Annotated in this window: 15 protein-coding genes and 1 riboswitch; of the genes, 5 read left to right on the top strand and 10 right to left on the bottom strand. The window is 55.7% G+C overall.

The window, feature by feature from the left end:
• Nucleotides 1–7: 7 nt before the first annotated feature.
• Both G512_RS0101545 and G512_RS19665 read right to left on the bottom strand, forming a co-directional pair.
• Nucleotides 8–1,072: a glycosyltransferase family 4 protein gene (locus tag G512_RS0101545; protein ID WP_028480170.1), complete on the bottom strand. Its 1,065-nt coding sequence runs from the start codon at nucleotides 1,070–1,072 to the stop codon at nucleotides 8–10.
• Complete coding sequence (locus G512_RS19665; RefSeq protein WP_036488223.1) at nucleotides 1,069–1,875, bottom strand: UDP-2,3-diacylglucosamine diphosphatase; 807 nt, start codon at nucleotides 1,873–1,875, stop codon at nucleotides 1,069–1,071. Before G512_RS19665 ends, G512_RS0101545 begins: the two co-directional genes overlap by 4 nt.
• Before the next feature lie 290 nt (nucleotides 1,876–2,165).
• On the opposite strand from G512_RS19665, the gene G512_RS0101535 reads away from it, so the two are divergent.
• Nucleotides 2,166–2,945, top strand: coding sequence for an SDR family oxidoreductase (locus G512_RS0101535; RefSeq protein ID WP_028480169.1), 780 nt, complete (start codon nucleotides 2,166–2,168; stop codon nucleotides 2,943–2,945).
• Nucleotides 2,946–3,095: 150 nt separating this feature from the next.
• Here the strand turns inward: G512_RS0101535 and G512_RS0101530 are convergent, their stop codons facing one another.
• The 4 genes from G512_RS0101530 to G512_RS0101515 all read right to left on the bottom strand — a co-directional run bounded on the left by G512_RS0101530 (nucleotide 3,096) and on the right by G512_RS0101515 (nucleotide 7,255).
• On the bottom strand, nucleotides 3,096–4,403 hold the full coding sequence (locus G512_RS0101530; protein WP_028480168.1) for an OmpP1/FadL family transporter: 1,308 nt from the start codon (nucleotides 4,401–4,403) through the stop codon (nucleotides 3,096–3,098).
• Between the two features lie 173 nt (nucleotides 4,404–4,576).
• Nucleotides 4,577–5,686, bottom strand: a complete 1,110-nt coding sequence (locus G512_RS0101525) for a TRAP transporter substrate-binding protein (RefSeq protein WP_036487986.1) — start codon at nucleotides 5,684–5,686, stop codon at nucleotides 4,577–4,579.
• Between the two features lie 10 nt (nucleotides 5,687–5,696).
• The gene (thiD, locus tag G512_RS0101520; RefSeq protein WP_028480166.1) at nucleotides 5,697–6,494 is read right to left on the bottom strand and encodes a bifunctional hydroxymethylpyrimidine kinase/phosphomethylpyrimidine kinase; all 798 of its coding nucleotides are present in this window, start codon (nucleotides 6,492–6,494) and stop codon (nucleotides 5,697–5,699) included.
• A 2-nt stretch (nucleotides 6,495–6,496) separates the two neighbouring features.
• The gene (locus G512_RS0101515; RefSeq protein WP_028480165.1) at nucleotides 6,497–7,255 is read right to left on the bottom strand and encodes a hydroxyethylthiazole kinase; all 759 of its coding nucleotides are present in this window, start codon (nucleotides 7,253–7,255) and stop codon (nucleotides 6,497–6,499) included.
• A 41-nt stretch (nucleotides 7,256–7,296) separates the two neighbouring features.
• Nucleotides 7,297–7,398, bottom strand: a riboswitch (TPP riboswitch).
• Between the two features lie 168 nt (nucleotides 7,399–7,566).
• On the opposite strand from G512_RS0101515, the gene G512_RS0101505 reads away from it, so the two are divergent.
• Nucleotides 7,567–7,803 (top strand): Lrp/AsnC ligand binding domain-containing protein, encoded by a 237-nt coding sequence (locus G512_RS0101505; protein ID WP_028480164.1) that lies wholly within the window; start codon nucleotides 7,567–7,569, stop codon nucleotides 7,801–7,803.
• A 65-nt stretch (nucleotides 7,804–7,868) separates the two neighbouring features.
• Here the strand turns inward: G512_RS0101505 and G512_RS0101500 are convergent, their stop codons facing one another.
• Together G512_RS0101500 and G512_RS0101495 are read right to left on the bottom strand one after the other, a co-directional pair.
• The gene (locus tag G512_RS0101500; protein ID WP_208974905.1) at nucleotides 7,869–8,897 is read right to left on the bottom strand and encodes a DMT family transporter; all 1,029 of its coding nucleotides are present in this window, start codon (nucleotides 8,895–8,897) and stop codon (nucleotides 7,869–7,871) included.
• A gap of 237 nt (nucleotides 8,898–9,134) precedes the next feature.
• Nucleotides 9,135–11,444 carry a xanthine dehydrogenase family protein molybdopterin-binding subunit gene (locus tag G512_RS0101495; protein WP_028480162.1) on the bottom strand — a complete coding sequence of 770 codons (2,310 nt, stop codon included), beginning with the start codon at nucleotides 11,442–11,444 and terminating at the stop codon, nucleotides 9,135–9,137.
• Nucleotides 11,445–11,704: 260 nt separating this feature from the next.
• Here G512_RS0101495 and G512_RS19660 point away from each other — a divergent pair, with 260 nt between their 5' ends.
• Entirely contained in the window at nucleotides 11,705–12,679 is a 975-nt protein-coding gene (locus G512_RS19660) for a DMT family transporter (RefSeq protein ID WP_051268731.1), read from the top strand.
• A 116-nt stretch (nucleotides 12,680–12,795) separates the two neighbouring features.
• On the opposite strand, the gene G512_RS0101485 is transcribed toward G512_RS19660, so the two are convergent.
• Both G512_RS0101485 and ade read right to left on the bottom strand, forming a co-directional pair.
• Nucleotides 12,796–14,457, bottom strand: coding sequence for a long-chain-fatty-acid--CoA ligase (locus G512_RS0101485; protein WP_028480161.1), 1,662 nt, complete (start codon nucleotides 14,455–14,457; stop codon nucleotides 12,796–12,798).
• A gap of 259 nt (nucleotides 14,458–14,716) precedes the next feature.
• Complete coding sequence (gene ade, locus G512_RS0101480) at nucleotides 14,717–16,441, bottom strand: adenine deaminase (protein ID WP_036487982.1); 1,725 nt, start codon at nucleotides 16,439–16,441, stop codon at nucleotides 14,717–14,719.
• 375 nt (nucleotides 16,442–16,816) lie between these two features.
• Here ade and zwf point away from each other — a divergent pair, with 375 nt between their 5' ends.
• Both zwf and eda read left to right on the top strand, forming a co-directional pair.
• Entirely contained in the window at nucleotides 16,817–18,283 is a 1,467-nt protein-coding gene (gene zwf / locus G512_RS0101475) for a glucose-6-phosphate dehydrogenase (RefSeq protein ID WP_028480159.1), read from the top strand.
• Between the two features lie 361 nt (nucleotides 18,284–18,644).
• The gene (gene eda / locus G512_RS0101470) at nucleotides 18,645–19,283 is read left to right on the top strand and encodes a bifunctional 4-hydroxy-2-oxoglutarate aldolase/2-dehydro-3-deoxy-phosphogluconate aldolase (protein WP_028480158.1); all 639 of its coding nucleotides are present in this window, start codon (nucleotides 18,645–18,647) and stop codon (nucleotides 19,281–19,283) included.
• The last annotated feature ends 110 nt before the right edge of the window (nucleotides 19,284–19,393 follow it).

Below are 19,393 nucleotides of genomic sequence, written 5' to 3'. Positions count from 1 at the left end.
CCAGAAGTCAAGCGGCAGATATATGCTGATCCGCAGGGCTCGGCATTCTTTGCATTGACCGCGCCAATTCGTGCGCTTGCTCTGCGTTACGCAAAAACTGCTCGGCACTTGCGCGCCAAGTAAACCTGAGGGCAAATTCACGACACTGGTCTCTTGGGATATCAAGAGCTTGCAGAGCAGCCTGCTGCAGATCCTGACTTAAAACACCAACCGACGAGCCCCCAAGCACATCAACTGGACCCATTACGGGATAGGCCGCCACGGGTGTTCCGCAGGCCAAAGCCTCCAGCATCACATTGCCAAACGTGTCCGTCAGGCTCGGGAAGACGAACACATCCGCAGCCGCATAGTGAGCAACGAGATCTTCTCCCTGCTTGGGTCCGGTAAATACGGCCTCCGGGTATGCCGAACGCAGCTCTTCCAGTTGCGGACCGCCGCCCACCACGACCTTGGAGCCGGGAAGATCAAGCTTCAAAAACGCCTCGATGTTCTTTTCCAACGCAACACGCCCCACATTCATGAAGATCGGGCGTGGCAGGTGGTCAAGGGTGCGTGTCTCCATGGGCCGGAACAATTCGTGATCCACTCCCCGCGACCATCGCATCAGATTGGTAAAACCCTTGGCCCTCAAGTCGTTCTCAAGCGTTGGTGTCGCCACCATGCACCCCGCACCGGAATTGTGAAAGCGCCGCAACCAAGCGTAGGTCCAATCCACTGGCACGGGCACACGCGCGTTGAGGTACTCGGGAAAACGCGTGTGATAACTGGTTGTAAATACAATGCCCTCGCGTTTGGCTACCGATCCGGCCATCAATCCAAGCGGGCCTTCCGTCGCAATATGAAGGTGGTCACAACCAGCTTCTTCGATATGACGCTTGACCTCGGAAGGAATTGTCAAACTGAGGCGAATTTCCGAATACGTTGGCATCGGCACGGAACGGAACTTTTCGGGCGTTAGAAACTCCACCCGAAGCCCCATCGCAACAAGTTGCTCTGCCAGACGTTCCAGCGACCGAACAACCCCATTGATTTGCGGACGCCAAGCATCCGTGACAATCAGAATTGAACTCATGCTGCCACTTGCTCGCCAGCCACGGTTTCCGCTTGTGCTTCTTCCTTGCTCACCTGCTCGGCCCATCGGATCACCTCAAATGTTCCGTCGTGGTTCTCGGCCACCGCCGTGCAGCTTTCCACCCAATCTCCGGTATTGATGTAGTGCAGACCGAATTTGGAATGCTCAGCTGCATGGTGAATGTGACCACAGATGACACCATCCACGCCCTGACGCTCTGCTTCGGATACCAGTGCCTCTTCAAACGAACCAATGAAATTGACCGCGTTCTTGACCTTGAGTTTGGCCCAGGCCGACAGCGACCAGTAGGTCAGCCCCAGCTTGCGACGTGCATAGTTCAGTGCAGTATTCAGGTTCAGTGCAGTCACGTATGCCCAGTCACCAAAGAAGGCGAGCCACTTGGCATGGCGCACAACCACATCAAATTGGTCTCCATGGATGACCAGATACTTCTTGCCGTTGGCTGCTTCGTGGATAATCTCATCCACCACTTCCACACCACCGAAGTGGGTTCCGAAGAAATCGCGAAGGAACTCGTCATGATTGCCCGGAATGTAGACAATCCGAGCGCCCTTACGGCCCTTTCTCAGCAGCTTCTGAACCACGTCATTGTGGAATTGTGGCCAGTACCACGAGCGCCGCAATCGCCACCCGTCCACGATATCGCCGACCAGATAAATGTTGTCGGCCTCATGATATTTAAGAAAATCAAGAAGCAGATCAGCTTGACACCCTCGGGTTCCAAGATGAACGTCAGATAGAAACAATGATCTGAACTTCTTGCTCTGAGGTTCTGTGCTCACCACTCTGCCTCCGCAAACGAAACCTTCGGGACTTTAAGACGATTCATAAGAACCAATTATGACAATACGAGGCAAGCCATTTTGCCATTTAAGATTCCTTGGCAGATTTCGCTAGAAAACCACCGATTCATAAATAGTTAATTTGTGAATACCGTTTCATGCCAGCTAAATAGAACCACTGTTTAACGACAAGCAGCAGTTTGCCTGAGAGAACTATTTGCGACCTACCTACCGCATACGGTAACACGAAACCAACAAACTCGTGCAACCAGAAATCAGGGAATGGACTTATGGATCTTGGACTGACCGGGCGCGCAGCCCTAGTTTGTGCCTCCAGCAAAGGACTGGGGCTGGGCACAGCCAAAGCACTTGCAGCGGCCGGCTGTACGCTTACCATCAATGGACGCGATCCAAAGCGTTTAGATGCAGTCGCAACCCAGTTGCGCGAAGAGTTCGGCGTTTCCGTTACTGCCGTAGCAGCAGATGTTTCCACGCAGGAGGGACAGGCGGCGCTTCTCAAAGCTTGCCCCGCGCCCGACATCCTCATCAACAACAACGGCGGCCCACCGCGACGTGATTTCCGTGAACTCACACGACCCGACATGATCGATGGGGTGGTCCAGAACATGGTCACCCCTATTGAACTGATAAAGGCCGTCATTGACGGTATGATTGACCGAAACTTCGGGCGCATCGTGAACATCACCTCAATGTCCGTAAAGCGGCCGATTGATGGGCTTGATCTCTCTTCTGGCGCCAGAGCGGGCCTAACAGCATTTCTTGCGGGCGTGTGTCGTCAGGTTGCCGCTCACAATGTGACCATCAACAACGTACTACCCGGAAAGTTCGACACAGATCGTCTCAAGGGTGGCTTCGAGCGCCAGTCGCGGCAATCCGGCATGCCACTGGAGGAGGTTAAAAAAGAGCAGGCCCGCGAAATACCTGCCGGGCGTTTTGGCAACCCTGATGAGTTTGGCCAAACCTGCGCTTTTCTATGCTCTCAACATGCCGGTTACATTACCGGCCAAAACATCCTGTTGGATGGAGGCCTCTATCAGAGCGCGTTCTAAGCACCATCACAAGAAAGCCACCGATGGGTAAGGGTGTCAAATCCGAACGAAACTCGGCAGCTTGCCTGATGTTCAAAGGTATACAAGGCGAGTGCCCATCAGACTACGGGCACTCGCCTCTCACATCAAACCCTTCACCAATCAACGCTACTAGAACTTGTATCGTAACCCGAGCGAGATGATATCGACCGCCGCATCCACATCGCCCTTATAGGTAACCACGCCGTTGTAGGCCGGATGACCAGGGCCAATATTAATATCGTCACTCTCGGCAAACAGATGGCTGTAGCCCAAGTCCAGGGCCAGGTTCTCGTTATGTTGATAGCTGAAACCGCCGCTGACCCAAAGCCGATCCGTATCCGGCAACCGGATGTTGCGATCCTTTTCCGAGATCGGTGACCATTCGTAGCCCAGACCGGCACGAACCGTCAGTCCTTCCACATGCTGGTGAAAATCATACTCGGCCCCGAAAGAAAGGAAGTACCCGTCGCTGTACTGAAACCCAAGCGCCGCTTGGGGAATGGGAATACCTGATTGATTGTAGACATTGAAGCTGCCGAAACGGCTCCAGTTCGTCCATTCGAAGGTCCCCATCACTCTCAACTCAGGCGTTACTTCCTGCTGTATCGAGACATTCACCTGCTCTGGGAGAACCAGATCCGCGTTGATATTCTGCGAGCTTGAGCCGACTTTCAACTGGCCATCAAGATCATGACGAATGGGCGACCGATAGCCGACCCCAATCTGCGTACCTTCGAACGGCGTCAGCAACAAACCCGCAGTCCCCCCGAACCCGAGGTGGTCTTCCCCCCGCAGTTCAACGGTTGGACTAGTCGTCATCACGCCAGTTGCGGACTTCAAACGAACCTGGAAGTACTGAGCCTGAAGCCCGACAGCCACGGAGACCATTTCATTGATCTTGTAACCCACCATGGGTGTCGCATTGACCGACAACACCTTGGAAGATCGGGCGTAAATCTGCCCTGCCGAAATGATGTTCGGCTTCGTGGACAGCCCGAAGGGTGCGTTGACCGAAAACCCAACATAGAGCTCAGGCGAATACTGATAGGTCCCATAGGTTCCAGGTAGCCACGCGGCCACGCCGACATCCCCCACGGACCCGGTCGCGGCATTGGGTATGATATCCAGTGGAATATCCACCACGCCCATGCCTGGAATGGGCTGTTGCAGGGTAACACTATCTGTATTCACATCTCCGCGAGGAATGATGAAGGAGTTCACGGACTCCACGTTCAGCCCATCGTGAGCCGTGATGGTCGCCGGGTTCCAAAACATGGTTGAGATGGAGGAGGCAGCTGTACCATAGCCCGCAAATGAAAGACCCTGAAAAGCAGCGGACTGTTCACGCAGGGCGAAAGCTCCCGCGAAAACCTGACTGGTTGAAAGCATCAGCACAGCCAAAGAGAGACTGGCTATTCCATATCGTTGATTGAGCACCCCATTCCTCCATGACCCAAGGTTAGTCGTGACAGTTTGGGGTGTTCATCGGCGATGACAACAAAAGCATACGTCCACACATCAGCCGCGTGTCGCCCGGCCTTCAACTGTGCAAACGCGCAACAGTTTTCTGCGGTTATACCTAGGAAAAAACGAGGGATCCTTTGGAAAACCTATCCACCGCGAGCGCTCAGGAAATCAGCGGAGGACAGCTGGCTCCATGGCGAAACGAGAGCCATGGCAGCCCGATAGCTCTCCAGTATTTTTTGCGTAAGCTCGTCCTTGGCGGCATATTCCGAAAGCACTTCCTGGGCAAGGGAGCGCATGGTTTGAACGACCTCCTGCGGGTAGCTGTCCGTTTGAACACCATGCTCGGCCTTCAGGGTTTGCAAGGCCTGCGCATTCATCCAGTTGGCTTCCGCCAAAGCCTGTGCATTTTCACTTCTGCAAGCTTCCTTGACAATGAGCCTCAGATCCTCGGACAAGCCTTCGTAGGCCACGGAAGAGATCAGCGCTTCACCCGTACCGTTTGGCTTGTTGAAGCCCGGGCCATAGTAGTGCTTGGTAATCTGCTGAAACCCCATGGCCGCATCGCTCCAGGGACCAAGAAATTCCACAGCATCGACCACACCGGATTCAAAGCCGGCATAGATCTCCGAGGAAGCAAGCGACACCGGTGTGGCACCCATGCGGCGCAAGATCTCACCGCCGAGCCCCTGAATGCGAATTTTCAAGCCTTTGACATCTTCCAGTGAGGTAAGTGGCTTCTTGTACCAGCCGGCCATCGTTCCAGCCGTATTGCCTGCCATGAATGCCCTTACGCCAAACGGCGCATAAAGTGCGTCCCACAGCTCCTGCCCCCCGCCGTATTCAATCCACGTGCAGTGCTCTTCCGGCGTCAAGCCGAATGGCACCGTGGTAAAGAATACCGACGCCGGCATTTTCCCCTGCCAATAAAAGGATGCCGTATGGCCCATTTGCGCGACACCACCGGAAACGGCATCGAACACTTCAAACGCAGGAACCAGTTCTCCCGCCGCGTGAAGGCGAACGCGAATTCTTCCATCGCTCATGGTGCTGATGCGATCACAAATCCGTTGGGCGGAAAGGCCGGGCCCAGGTAGCCCCTTCGGCCATGACGTGACCATCTTCCATTCTATGACAGCCTTTTCCTGTGCAACAGCCGGGCTGGCCAGTGCGCCGCCGGCAGCAGCGCCACTAGCCGCAACCATGGAAAGGGCCTGACGCCGGGTGATGTTCTTTTTTGGGTCTGTGGTCTTCATAGCCGGGCCTTTACCAGTACCGATAGAAATGATGGACGGGCCCATGCCCGTGGCCAATTGACAATGTATCCGCCGCTTCAATAGCGCCGCTTATATAGGCTTTCGCTGCATCCACTGCAGCTTGCAGGGTTGCTCCCTTGGCCAGTTCCGCCGCAATAGCCGCAGAAAGCGTGCACCCGGTCCCATGCGTATTGGCGGTAGCATGTCTCGGGCTTGTCAGCCATTTGGCCTCGTGCGCCGCAAAAAACAAATCCGCAGCTTCCTCACCGTCGCCATGGCCACCCTTGAGCAAAACACTACCGGCACCAAGCTCCAGAAGAGAGGCCGCCTGCCGCTCCATGTCCTGCCGTGTCCTGGCCGGGTCTTCGCCCAACAGGAAGGCCGCTTCCAAGAGGTTGGGCGTGATCAGGGCCGCGCGCGGAAACAGGAGTTCGGTCAGGTTCTTGCGCGCACTGGGCTGAAGGAGCACGTCGCCGGATGTGGCAACCATAACCGGGTCCAGCACCACCTTGGCGCAGGCATACTCGTCCAGCTTGCGCGCGATTTCCTCAATGACATCCGGTTGGGATAGCATACCGATCTTGAGCGCATCGACCTTCAAATCTGATAGGACGGCGTCCAGTTGAGCCCCCACGAAGGCAGCTGGCACATCGTGGATACCGGAAACCCCTTGTGTGTTCTGCGCGGTAAGCGCCGTAATGACACTCGCGCCATAGACCCCCAGCGCAGAGAACGTTTTCAGGTCCGCCTGAATACCGGCACCGCCACCAGAATCAGATCCTGCAATGGTCATGGCAATCGCAGTCATGGCTATGTTCCCTCTCCCGTCATGGTATCTGTATATCGCAATTTGGCCGCAAAGTGATCAGCCTTCAGGTCATAAAGTCGATCCAACAGCGCAGCTTTGAAGGATCCGGGACCGCCTGCGCCTTCTCCAGCAAGCTCGCCTGCAACGGCAAACCATCCGGCAGCGGCTGTCACAGCGCAGCGAGCATCTTCCTCAACCGCACAACAGGCCGCTACCAATGCGGTCATGGCACATCCGGCGGCGGTCATCCGCGTCATCAGCGGACTGCCGTTGGCCACCCTGCCGTGCCAATCTCCCTGCCAGATCTCGTCAACAGCCCCACTTTCGAAGTAAACCGACCGAGGCGATGCTGCTGGTGCTTTGCCGAGTGCTTGAAACTCATCTCGGTTCGCCCGAACGACATGAGGACCATACGCCAAAAGCTCACGAGCAAAATTAGCCCGCGGCGGCGAACGGTGGATGAACACCGGGTCAAGCACCCAGGGTTTACCGGCGGTTTTCGCCTGTTCTGCTGCAAGAACCATGCTTTCCCGGCGCGTTTCATCAAGGGTGCCAAGATTGACCAGCACCGCATTGGCACTCGCGGTAAACCCTGCTATTTCGCTTGGAGCGATGGTCATGGACGGCACGGCTCCAGCGGCAAGCAAAACGTTGGCTGTCAGCTCCTGAGCAACCGTGTTTGTCAGGCAATGCACACGTGGCCCATCCGAGCGCACCCGCTGGATCACCTGCCACAACTGTGCGGTAGTAAATTGTGTCAAGAAGAACGCCTCCGATAAAGAGACGACTTGAGGCGGCAGAGTTTCAGCATCATCCCAATTCCCTCCGCCGGTGCAAGCCGGATCAGGTTCAAGGGGTTGGTCGCTCAGACCTCTCAGCCGACGTGGCACCCCCATGAGATTAGGTCAGGGTCCTAGCAAAAACACAGAGAGAACACAATGGCCGACCGCAAAAACGGCGGAGTAATCCCGAACAGCCCGGCAACCAGCTTTGCCCTTGCCATCAGCAACCGAAATGGATCAGATGGGCGCCAAATTGAAGTGACTCGCATGGGGAGCAAGAGGACAGCGCCATGACACCGTTTTTCGTAATGATCAAATGCAAACTCGGCCAGACGTACACGGTGGCAAATCAGATCGCCGACGCCGAAATTGCCTCGGAAGTCTATTCCACCTCGGGTGATTTCGACTTGTTGGTAAAGTTCTATATCGAAGACGGTCAGGACATCGGCCACTTCGTGAGCGAAAAGGTTCACACCTTTCCGGGCATTCAGGACACCAAAACCATCATCACCTTCAAGGCATTTTGAACCAGACGGGCAAAGACCGGCAGGCACCACGCCGCCGGTCTTCATCTTTTCAGAGTTTCAAGGCCTCAAGACTTTGAAGGAGTATAAGCCCGCGCCGGACGGGTTCGATCATACCCCAGTTGTCGCTCGCGATAGATGACGAAAATGCCCGCAGCAATCACGATGGCCGATCCGATCAGCACCTCCGGTGTTGGCACTTCGGAAAAGATCAAATACCCAAACAGAATTGCCCAAACCATGTTGACGTAATCAAACGGCGCAATCGTTGAGGCATCAGCGAACCGATAGCTTTGTGTAAGCAACAACTGGCCAATTCCGCCAAAGACGCCCACCCCGATCAGGTAAAGCATATCGAGCCAGTTTGGTTGGCTCCAGGCGATCTCCGGGTAGATCCACCCCACTGGCAGCGTGAGAAACGACATGACGGTTGAGGCCATCGTGAACCAGAACACAATGGTAGACGTGCGCTCGGTTTCACAAAGCTTGCGAACCGTAATCATGGCAAACGCACTCAAGAACGCGGCGGCAAACGCCATGGTTACGCCGAGGTTCTGGCTGAATGTATCACCCGAGCCCTGCCCGATATGTGGCAGCACGGTAATAATCACGCCAACGAACCCGACCGCCACCGCGCTCCAACGATAAATCCGCACAGTCTCCTTCAAAACCAACGCGGCCAAAACAACAACGATAAGCGGGATGGCAAAACCGATGGCTGTCGCGTCTGGAAGCGGGATCAAGGTAAGCGCGATAAAGTTACACATCATGGCGCTCACACCGATCACGGCGCGCGAGATATGTGTGCCAGGCCGTTTGGTAAGCGGCGCCGTCAAAAGCTGGCCGTTGTACCCCATCATCAATAAAATCGGGATCATACCGAACAGATTGCGGGCAAAAACGACTTGCGTGATGGGAACCGCATCCGAAACCAGCTTGATGCAACTTACCATCAGAAAGAAGCTGAAGGTCGCGGCAATCTTGAATGCGATGCCCTTCAGGGGCTGGGCATCGGCGCCTTGAGGGGTCGGTTGGGCATTCGGAGGCATTTTGGGCGCAGGGGCCCGGTAGGTCGGATCTGTCTTGAAAAATCGCATGGGAGCCGTTGGCCAGTATGTTTTATCCAAATGCCAGCTGGTCGCCCTGGCTTTGGCAGGAAGGGGGAAAAATGCAGGACATGCTGCCTCGGCAAGGGTATTGACTTGATTCTCCACGAACCAATCAAACCACCCTTAGTCAGTCGGCCGGTTGACATGAAAGCGCAAGTGTTATTACCGCATATCAGCGATGCGGGCCCTGCCACAGATTCATAGCTGGCAGTTCGGCTTTCGCTATCATGCCATGGACCGGGCAGCTTGTATCGCCTGCCATATTCGTTCCGGCGTAGCTGGCATATCCAGATGCGTCACACCACCATGACGCTTCAATGCCGATCCCAAAGCATTCATGACAGCGGCACACCCTCCAATCGTCCCGGCTTCCCCCGCCCCCTTGATGCCCAGCGCATTGGTCGTGGAAGGAACATTGGCGGTAGAAAACTCGAAACTTGGCATGTCTGCAGCACGCGGCAGTTGATAGTCCATGAAGGATGCCGTGAGAAGTTGGCCCTCCTCATCATAAACCGTGTGCTCACACAAAGCCTGAGAAATGGCTTGCACGACACCGCCATGTACCTGTCCCTGCAAAAGCAATGGATTTACGGTGACACCGAAATCATCGGTAATCACATATCGGAGAATGGCCACCTGGCCGGTTTCCGGATCCACCTCCAATTCGCAAATGTGTGTCCCGTTCGGATACGTACACTCATCCTGTGTCACCTCTTCACAGGCTTGGAGCGTAGTCTGTGTTTGCGCGGCGATTTGAGCAATTGAGACAGACTGGTCTGTGCCAACCACCCGCACGACCCCTTCGGCCAGTTCCAGATCGGCAGACCCTACCTCCAGATGGTCTGCAGCTTCTGCTTTGATCAACTCGGCCAACGCGTTTGATGCATTGAGTACTGACGGCAACGCGATGGGTATGGAGCGTGAGCCACCTGTGCCACCTCCCTTGCGCACCCGATCCGTGTCTCCTTGCACCAGCTTCACGTCTTCAAGCACCAGACCCAGCACATCCGCAACAACTTGGCCATAGGCGGTCGCATGCCCTTGGCCATTTGATTGCGTGCCCACCAGCAGCGTTACAGTGCCATCGTCATTGAGGGATAATGTGGCTTCCTCCCCTCCCGCAAACGCGCAGGCTTCAATGTAAGTGCACACGCCGATGCCACGCCAGCGCCCATTTCGCAGGCTCTGCGCATCGCGAGCTGCAAAGCCGTCCCAATCCGCCGCTGCAAGCGCCTGCGTCAAATGCTGATCAAAGTCACCGGTGTCGTATCGCCGCTTGGTGGCAGTTACATAGGGAAACTGCATCGGCTTGATGAAGTTAAAACGCCGAAATGCAACCGGATCCATCCCGATTTCTTCCGCTGCCTTGTCGACCAGACGCTCCAGCACATATGCTGCCTCGGGCCGGCCAGCGCCGCGATAAGCATCCGTGGGTACCGTGTTGGTATACACACCCGTCGTGCGCGCCCATAACGCGGGAATATCATAGACACCGGTCGCCATGGACGTCCCCACGCGCGGGATCGAAGGGCCGAACTGATGCAGATAGGCCCCCATGTCAGCAATTACATGAACCCTCAAGCCCAGCATGCGCCCTGTTTCATCCAGCGCCAGCTCTGCCGTCGTCACATTGTCTCGACCGTGGGAATCCACCATGAAATGCTCGGTGCGTTCACCCACCCATTTCACGGGCCGTCCCAGTCTGTGAGCCGCAACCAGACAAAGTGGATACTCGCGATAACAAAACATCTTGGTTCCAAAGCCACCACCGACATCCGGTGTCACGACACGCAACCGCGCCTGCTCAATTCCCATGATGTCTTCCGCAATGACGGCGCGCATACCGTGACCACCCTGGGTACCCGTGGTCAACGTATAACGATCGGTATCAGGATCATATTCACCAATGCAGGCTCGCGGCTCCATGTAGTTGGCAACCAATCGATTGTTGACCACCTCGATCGACGTCACGTGAGACGCCTTGGCAAACGCCTCATCAGCTTCGCCTTCATCCCCCAGTGCAATCTCAAAGGCTCGATTGCTGCCCAGCTCCGGCCAAACTTGCGGCGCTTCCTGTTCCAACGCTCGCACACTGCCGACTACAGCCTCAAGCTCCTCAAAGTCGATCTCGATCATCTCGGCCGCGGTCTTGGCAAGATCCGGCGTGTCCGCAACGATAAAAGCTATGGCATCTCCAACATGGCGCACCTGTTCGGAACAAAGCACCTCACGTGGTGGTACAGGATGCCGACTGCCATCGACCTGCCGCATCACCGTTTTGCACGGCATGGTGTTCAACTCTGAAATGTCTGCTGCGGTAAGGACTAGATGCACACCATCTAAAGCACGCGCTCTTGAAATATCGGTGATCGTAAAACGCGCATGCGCTACGGGAGAACGAAGCACATGGGCGGCGAGCGCACCAGCCCTGCGAACATCGCTGGTATAACATCCATGTCCGGTCAGGAAAGCATGATCCTCCTGCCGACGGACCGGCGCTCCAATCCCAAACTTTGGCGTCATCACCTTGTTCATCAAGCCATCTCTCCCGCGCTCTTTGGCCACCCATTCTCGTCACGAGTGACTGACTACGGCACATTACCTATCGTTACGTAGGGTAGAGGGAAGATGATGTACACATCAAGCCAGCCCAAAGGTGCAGACCAGCCCAGAACTTGACCGCTTCATTTGGTAGGGCTAGGAAGCAGGCCCATCAACAACGCCAGTCCATCCAGCATCTCGGACCGGCCAGAAAATACGCAACGGCCTCAAGCCGGACTGAACAGGCCTTTTTCATGAACCCACGCGATGCCGACAAAGGCCTCCCGACGCCCCCAGCGACACCGCTCCTGCGCCGCCTCAAACACAAATGGGCGCAGCTTCCCGCTAATGTTCACGGCATCATGTGGGCGCTCGTTGCAACCCTTCTATTCACGGTGATGGCAGCGCTGGTGAAGGCCCTCGGCGAACGCTTGCATGTGACCCAGGTGCTTACCATTCGGCAATTCCTGATGGCCGCCATCTCGGCGCCCGCCATAACTCGTGGATTGCCCGGGTCATTGAAAACCCGCGCTCCCTTGTTGCATCTGGCACGCACCGGGTTGGCTTCCGGTGCCATGTTCATGGGTTTCAGCGCCGTGATCGAACTCCCGCTGGCCGACAGCACGGTGCTCGGTTTTGCCCGCACGTTCTTCATGACTCTGTTTGCCATTGTATTGCTTAAAGAGGTTGTGGGGATCCATCGCTGGGCTGCCACAATCATCGGCTTCATTGGTGTGGTCATCATCATGCAGCCCACTGGAGAAGCCGGTTTCAACATATACAGCCTTATGGCAGTCACGGCATCCGCCTGCGCAGCACTGGTTGCGATCATTCTGCGCCGGGTAACACAGGTCGATCAGCCGATCACCATTCTCACCTATCAGGCGGTTTCTATCGGATTCATCATGCTGCCATTCTGCATTTACTACTGGCAGCCTTTGACCATGATGGATGTCATTCTGCTCGGCGCCCTTGGATGTGTTAGCTGGAGCGCCCAAATGTGCAACATCCGCGCTCTGAGGGAAGGAGAAGCGGCGGTCATAGCCCCGTTTGACTACACCCGCATTGTCTATGCGTCCTTCATCAGCATCTTGTTCTTCGGGGTCTGGCCGTCACTGACAACCTATATTGGCGCATCGATCATTATCGCGGCATCGCTCTATACCATGCATCGCGAGAGTGTCCGCGGAAAACGGCAAGCCGTTGTGCCAGAGGACAAGGCACCTTGAAATAACGCGCTTGGCTTCAGGTTACCGGGAGCAGCCGCGAATAGGAGTAAAAAAGGAGGCGAACCGCCTCCTTTTCTTCGCTAGCGTTCGTTTTGGCACGAACCGTTACAAGCCAATCAGGCGTCCGCCATCGCGCGCTTCTGGGCCTCCTCTTCGACCAGCTCTTTCTTTGAGAGCTTGCCGACGAGGGTTTTGGGCAATTCGTCCCTGAACTCGATCATGGCTGGCATTTCGATCTTGGAGATGTGGTCCTTGAGGAACGTTTTCAGTTCCTCCTCGGTCGCATTCTGATCCTCTTTCAGCTTGACGAAGGCCTTCGGTGCCTGTCCGCGATAATCATCGGGAATGGCGATCACGATCACTTCCGCAACAGCTGGATGCAAGTAGAGTGCTTCCTCGATCACACGCGGATAAACGTTATAGCCCGAGCACAGGATCAGGTCCTTGATGCGATCGACAAGGAACACAAACCCGTCATCGTCCTCATAGCCAACGTCCCCGGTATGCAGGATGCAACCATCTTCCAGCGTCTTTTCGGTCTCTTCCGGGCGGTTCCAATAGCCCTTCATAATCTGAGGCCCAATGAGGCAAAGCTCGCCGCGCTCCCCCTTGGGCACATCCTGTTTTGGATCATCAAGACTGCGGAACAGCACCTCGGTCCCGCTGACCGGGATTCCGATGGACCCTGCCTTGCCGGGACGGTCAATCGGATTGCCACAAGCAACCGGAGAGGACTCCGTCAGACCATATCCTTCCACGAGCACACAGCCCGTCAGACTTTCAAACTTCTGCTTCACCTCAACCGGCAGCGGTGCGCCCCCGGACATACAGATCCGAATGGATGACAGATCGTATTTGGGCGTCAGCTCCGAGTTGTTGATTGCCGTATAGATTGTCGGCACACCAGCGAACAAGGTCGGCTTCTTGCGCTTGATGGTGTCCAACAGCATCTTCATCTCAAAGCGCGGCATCATGACCATTTCCGCCCCAATCAATACGGAGAGGTTCTGCGAGACGGTCATGGCAAACACATGGAAGAACGGTATCACGCACAGGCTGCTTTCCTCTCCCGGACGCGCACCGACGAAGTGACACTTCATCTGCTCCATGTTGGCCGAAAGGTTGGAATGGGTCAGCATGGCACCTTTCGGCACCCCGGTTGTTCCACCGGTGTACTGCAAAATGGCAATGTCTTCCTTGGGGTCGATCGTGGCCGGGGTGAACTTGCCATCATTGGCGGTAAGCGACTTGTAGAAGATGTGTGCATCATCCTTGGGAATGTCCGCCCGATCACTTTTCTTGAAAAGCGAGAACAACAGCTTCTTGGGCTGTGGCAACAAATCGGCCATCGGACACACGATGATGCGGGAGATGGCGCCTTCCTTGCGGACGTCTTCAACCGTATTGTACACCACCTTCAGATCCAGCGTGATCATGGTGTCGATGCCCGCATCCCGAGCCTGAAACGCGATCTCGCGCTCCACGTAAAGCGGATTGAAGTTCACCACCGTGGCGCCAATCTTCAAAATGGCATAATAGAAGATCGTGTAGTAAGGCGTATTGGGCAGGCAAATACCGATCTTGTCGCCCTTTTTCATGCCCATGCGCTGCAGGCCGGCAGCCGCCTTGTCCACTTCATGACCCAACTGGCGGTAGGTCAGTCCCTTGCCCATGAAATCCGTCGCGGGCTTGTCGCCATAGAGCCGCAGCGCGTCATCGAAGTACTCTCCCAACGGACGAGGTGTAAAGTTAGCAACCCACTCTGCGGCATTGGACATTCAGGTATCCCCCCTTTCGTTATACGGCCCTGTATGCCCTGCGATGAGCGGGTAAACTCCTCCGCATGAATGGCAACTGCATTCTGCCATTAAAGGCAGCCTCCACATGCAGTGCCGGGCACGACCGTTGGTCATGTATCTATTCCAAAAGATTGAGCCAGCCTGACGATAGCGTCAACTGCGCGTTGGTCGTAGTTTTACTATTTCTCTATTCAACTCGACCGTTTCAAGAGGCATTTGCGCACCTGCGCCGAAGGGCCTAGTTTTCGCTCCCAATCAGCGCGAATTGGTCCACATCAAACATGCCAAGATCTGTGATCTTCAGATGCGGAATGACCGGCAGTGGCAAAAACGCAACCTGCAAAAAAGGCTCTGGCAAGGTGCAGCCCAGCGCAAATGCGGCATGGCGCAACTCTTCCAACGCCTCTTTCACCTCTTCAAAACTGCGATCACTCATCAGCCCTGCGATTGGCAGCGCAAGATCAGCTTTCACCTGCCCCCCTTGCACCACGACAAATCCGCCTTGCAGCCCTCGCAGATGATTGACGGCCATGGCCATATCTGCCTCATCCACGCCGACCACACAGATGTTGTGGCTGTCATGTCCAACGGAGGATGCTATGGCCCCCTTCTGCAAACCAAAGCCCGAGACAAACCCACAACCGACATTGCCGTTCTTTCCATGACGTTCAACGACCGCGACCTTCGCCACATCCTGTCTAACGTCACACAACGCCTTGCCGTCTCGCTCAGGCAAGCGTGCATGCGCATGACGTGTCAGGATCAAACCGGCATCAACCCCGATTACAGGCATGTCCTCTTGCCAGGTCACCGTAAAGTCGGAGGAGGAAACCTCTGGTGCGTGCACACTGTCGGTAAGATGAGTATGGGGCACATCCGAGCGGGCGGCAAACTGCGCTTGTGTAACGCGCGTTCCGCCACAGATCACGGCGTTGACATCACACTGTTCCAGTTCGTTCAGCAACACGATGTCCGCCCGCCAACCCGGTGCCAACAGTCCACGGTCCCGCAAGCCGAACGTCATGGCCGCCGACCAACTGGCGGCCCTGTAAACATCTCGCGGAGCACAGCCATGGGCGATCAAGCGGCGGATCATGCAGTCCAAATGCCCCTCCTCCGCAATATCAAGCGGATTCCGATCGTCGGTGCAAAGGCACATGAAGCTTGCAGTGTCAGGACCGAGCACCTGCGCCAATGCATCCAGATCCTTGGATACAGATCCTTCACGGATCAAGATGCTCATGCCTTTGGACAGTTTCTCCCGGGCTTCAGCAGCAGAGGTTGCTTCATGGTCTGTGCGAATACCCGCGGACAAATATCCATTCAGCCCCTTGCCACCCAAAAGCGGTGCGTGCCCATCAATGTGCTGGCCCTGAAATGCTTCCAGCTTTGCAAGCGCCTTGGGGTCTCGCGCCAAAACGCCGGGAAAGTTCATGAACTCCGCCAATCCAATAACCTTGCCCTCTCCCATGAAAGGCGCCAGATCCTCGATCTCCAGACAGGCACCCGCCGTCTCGAATGCAGTTGCCGGCACGCAGGAAGACAAGTTGACCCGCAGATCCATGAGTGTTTGCTGGGCCGCATCCAGAAAATACCGAATACCAGCCGCACCTTTGACATTGGCGATTTCGTGCGGATCACAAATGGCCGTCGTCACCCCATGGGGCAGCACACACCGGTCAAACTCCAAGGGCGTAACCAGCGATGATTCAACATGCAGATGCGTGTCAATGAACCCGGGCACGGCCACAAGCCCGGAACAGTCCATTTCCTCTCGCCCGCTATAACTGTCGTGCGTACCCACAATGATGCCATCAGCAATCGCAATGTCTGTAACGGTTACAGAGCCATCCATCACACTGAACAGTCCCACATTCTTGAGAACCAGATCCGCTGGGATCTCCCCTGCTCCCGCGGCGATCCGTGTCTCAAGGTTGGCTTTGGATGATGGAATTCCGGTCATGGCCGCCTCATGGTCTGTTTCAAATACTGCGCTCTGCTGTAATGATTTGCAGCACGCTGCGCCGGTGGTCCGGCACCACTCAGACCAGTATAGCGGTATAAGCACGAGTACTTAAACCATTCGTTTCGCTGGAGCCCCCACTCAAATGCGTACCAGCGTGTGCAAAACCCGAAAATATTTCAAATGGCTGTCACGGCAGCCTGTTCATTTGGGCTTGCATTTTATGGTGTCTCGCCTAACAAGAGCTCGAAGCGTCTAACAGAACGGGTTAGAACGGGCACAACGGCTACGGAAGACAGAACGTCTGGCCATAATCATGAAAACAAGGTCGCGCCCTCCCCGCGATCAGAAGAAACAAATGAAAGAGGTTTGCCGATGCCGGTTCGCATGAAGCAGCTGGAGCCCTTTGATCTCATTGTATTTGGTGGGACAGGCGATCTGGCGCACCGCAAACTGCTGCCAGCCCTTTACTACCGCGAGCTTGACGGACAATTGCACGACAATGCGCGTATCATTGCCGTCTCGCGTCGGGATTTGTCCGACGACGAATATCGTGAATGGGCACGAAAGTCCGTCGCCTCACAGGTCAATGGCCTGTGTGACCTGGCGATGCAGCGCTTTATGGAGCGCATCACGTATGTCAGCCTCAACGTGGATGAAAACACGGGCTGGGAAAACCTGGAACAGGTCCTTGCGGGTCGTGAAGACATTACACGGGCTTTCTACCTGTCAGTCTCTCCAAAGTTTTTCGGCCCCATTTGTTCGGCCATCGGCGAACATGGGCTGGTCACCGAAGAAACCCGCGTCACGATTGAAAAGCCGATCGGGCACGATGGAGAATCCGCCCACGCGGTAAACGAGACGATCGGTTCGGTGTTCAAGGAGCATCAGATTTTCCGTATCGATCACTATCTCGGCAAGGAGACGGTGCAGAACCTCATGGCTCTGCGGTTCGCCAATGTCTTGTTCGAGCCACTATGGAACTCGGCGCACATCGATCACGTCCAGATCACGGTTGCCGAAACCTTGGGCGTTGAAAGCCGCGCAGGCTACTACGACACGGCCGGTGCACTTCGCGACATGGTGCAAAACCACCTTCTGCAATTGCTCTGCCTCGTGGCGATGGAGCCTCCCGAATCCATGGAGGCCGACAGCGTACGCGATGAAAAATTGAAGGTGCTCAAAGCACTGGTGCCCATGGATGAGGATCGCGTCAACCGCAATACGGTCCGCGGTCAGTATCGCGCAGGTGCTTCCGCTGGCGGCGCCGTCGGCGGCTATCTGGAAGAAGTCGGCAACCCGCATTCCATGACGGAAACCTTCGTGGCAGCAAAGGTGGAAATCGCCAACTGGCGCTGGGCAGGTGTCCCGTTTTACATGCGCACCGGCAAGCGACTGGCCTCTCGCCTTTCCGAAATTGTCATCCAGTTCAAGGATCTGCCTCACTCGATCTTTTTGGAAGAAGCCGGACAGATTGCCGCCAACCAGCTCATCATTCGCCTGCAACCCGACGAAGGCGTAAAAATGCAGCTCATGATCAAGGACCCCGGGCCTGGCGGCATGCGCCTTCGCAAGGTTCCTCTGGACATGTCTTTTGCCGAAGCGTTCAAAGTGCGCAACGTGGATGCCTACGAACGTCTGATCATTGACATGATCCGGGGCAATCAGACGCTGTTCATGCGCCGCGATGAAGTAGAGGCAGCCTGGAAATGGGTAGACCCGATTCTGGAGCATTGGGCTAACGACAAGGAGCCGCCCAAAGGGTACACCTCCGGCACGTGGGGGCCTTCCGCATCTATCGCGTTGATCGAGCGCGATGGTCGCACATGGCATGAGGAATAGGGAGCAAGACGCTCCCATTCCCACGCATGCGGCCCTCATCCCTCGGATGAGCCCGCTTGGAACAACACCAATGAATAGGTATCTGTCGGAACTGTACGAGCCTTTCCAAATGCTTTAAATCGATTAAAGAGCGTTCAGCTCGTTTTTATCAAGCCCGGCCACAGAGGCGGTGTTTGGTCACGATCATCGCAAACCGCAGAGCCTGCACGCATCATGTGTGCAGTTTCCAAGGAAAGCCCTCCCACTTCCCTTTGCTCTGCCATGGTGTTTGCGTCATTCTTGCGGCCAGACAGACAGTCCTCTTGAAACGCAAATCGTAGTCAAACGAGGCTGGACCACCCGGCCGAACGGAGAAAACAAAATGGCGCAGAATATCGAGCGCGTTGAAGCCGTAATGACAGCAGCCCCCGTCATCCCGGTACTTGTCGTCGATGATCCCAAGAAGGCTGTTCCGATGGCTCGTGCCCTGGTGAAGGGCGGCTTGCCCAGCATCGAGATCACCTTGCGTACTCCAAATGCTCTGGACTGTATCAAGGCAGTAGCAGAGGAAGTGGAAGGCGCGATGGTGGGCGCGGGCACTGTTCTGGAACACGCACAGTACGAAGCGGCGGTCAAAGCCGGATCAACCTTCGTCGTGTCACCGGGCTTCACCCGCAATCTGATTGATGCCGCAAACGACTTTGATGTGCCGCTGTTGCCGGGCGTCTCTACCGTGTCCGAAGTGATGACACTGTTTGAAGCCGGATATGAGCGCTTGAAGTTTTTCCCGGCTGTGCCAGCCGGTGGGGCACCTTTCCTGAAAAGCATGTCCTCCCCACTGCCTCAGGTCAAGTTCTGCCCAACAGGCGGCATCAGCCTGCAAAGTGCACCGGACTTCCTGAAACTGCCAAACATTCTGTGTGTAGGCGGTTCCTGGATTGCCGATGCAAAGTCAATTGACGCAGAGGACTGGGAAGGCATCGAAACACGGGCGCGTGAAGCGGCCGCTCTTTCCGTTTAAGCTTTGAAGCGCAGGGTCTTCCCTGCGCTTTTTCATTTGTGGCATCATCCGGCACAACTCAGACGCCGCGCCGCCGGCACCAACCGCGTTTGGCAAAAAGCTGTTAGGAA

It is taken from the genome of Pseudovibrio exalbescens DSM 16456 (assembly GCF_000422785.1).
Classification (GTDB): Bacteria; Pseudomonadota; Alphaproteobacteria; order Rhizobiales; family Stappiaceae; genus Pseudovibrio; species Pseudovibrio exalbescens.
The sequence above is the reverse complement of the archived record's forward strand: the minus strand, read 5'-3'. Positions and strand labels throughout refer to the sequence as shown.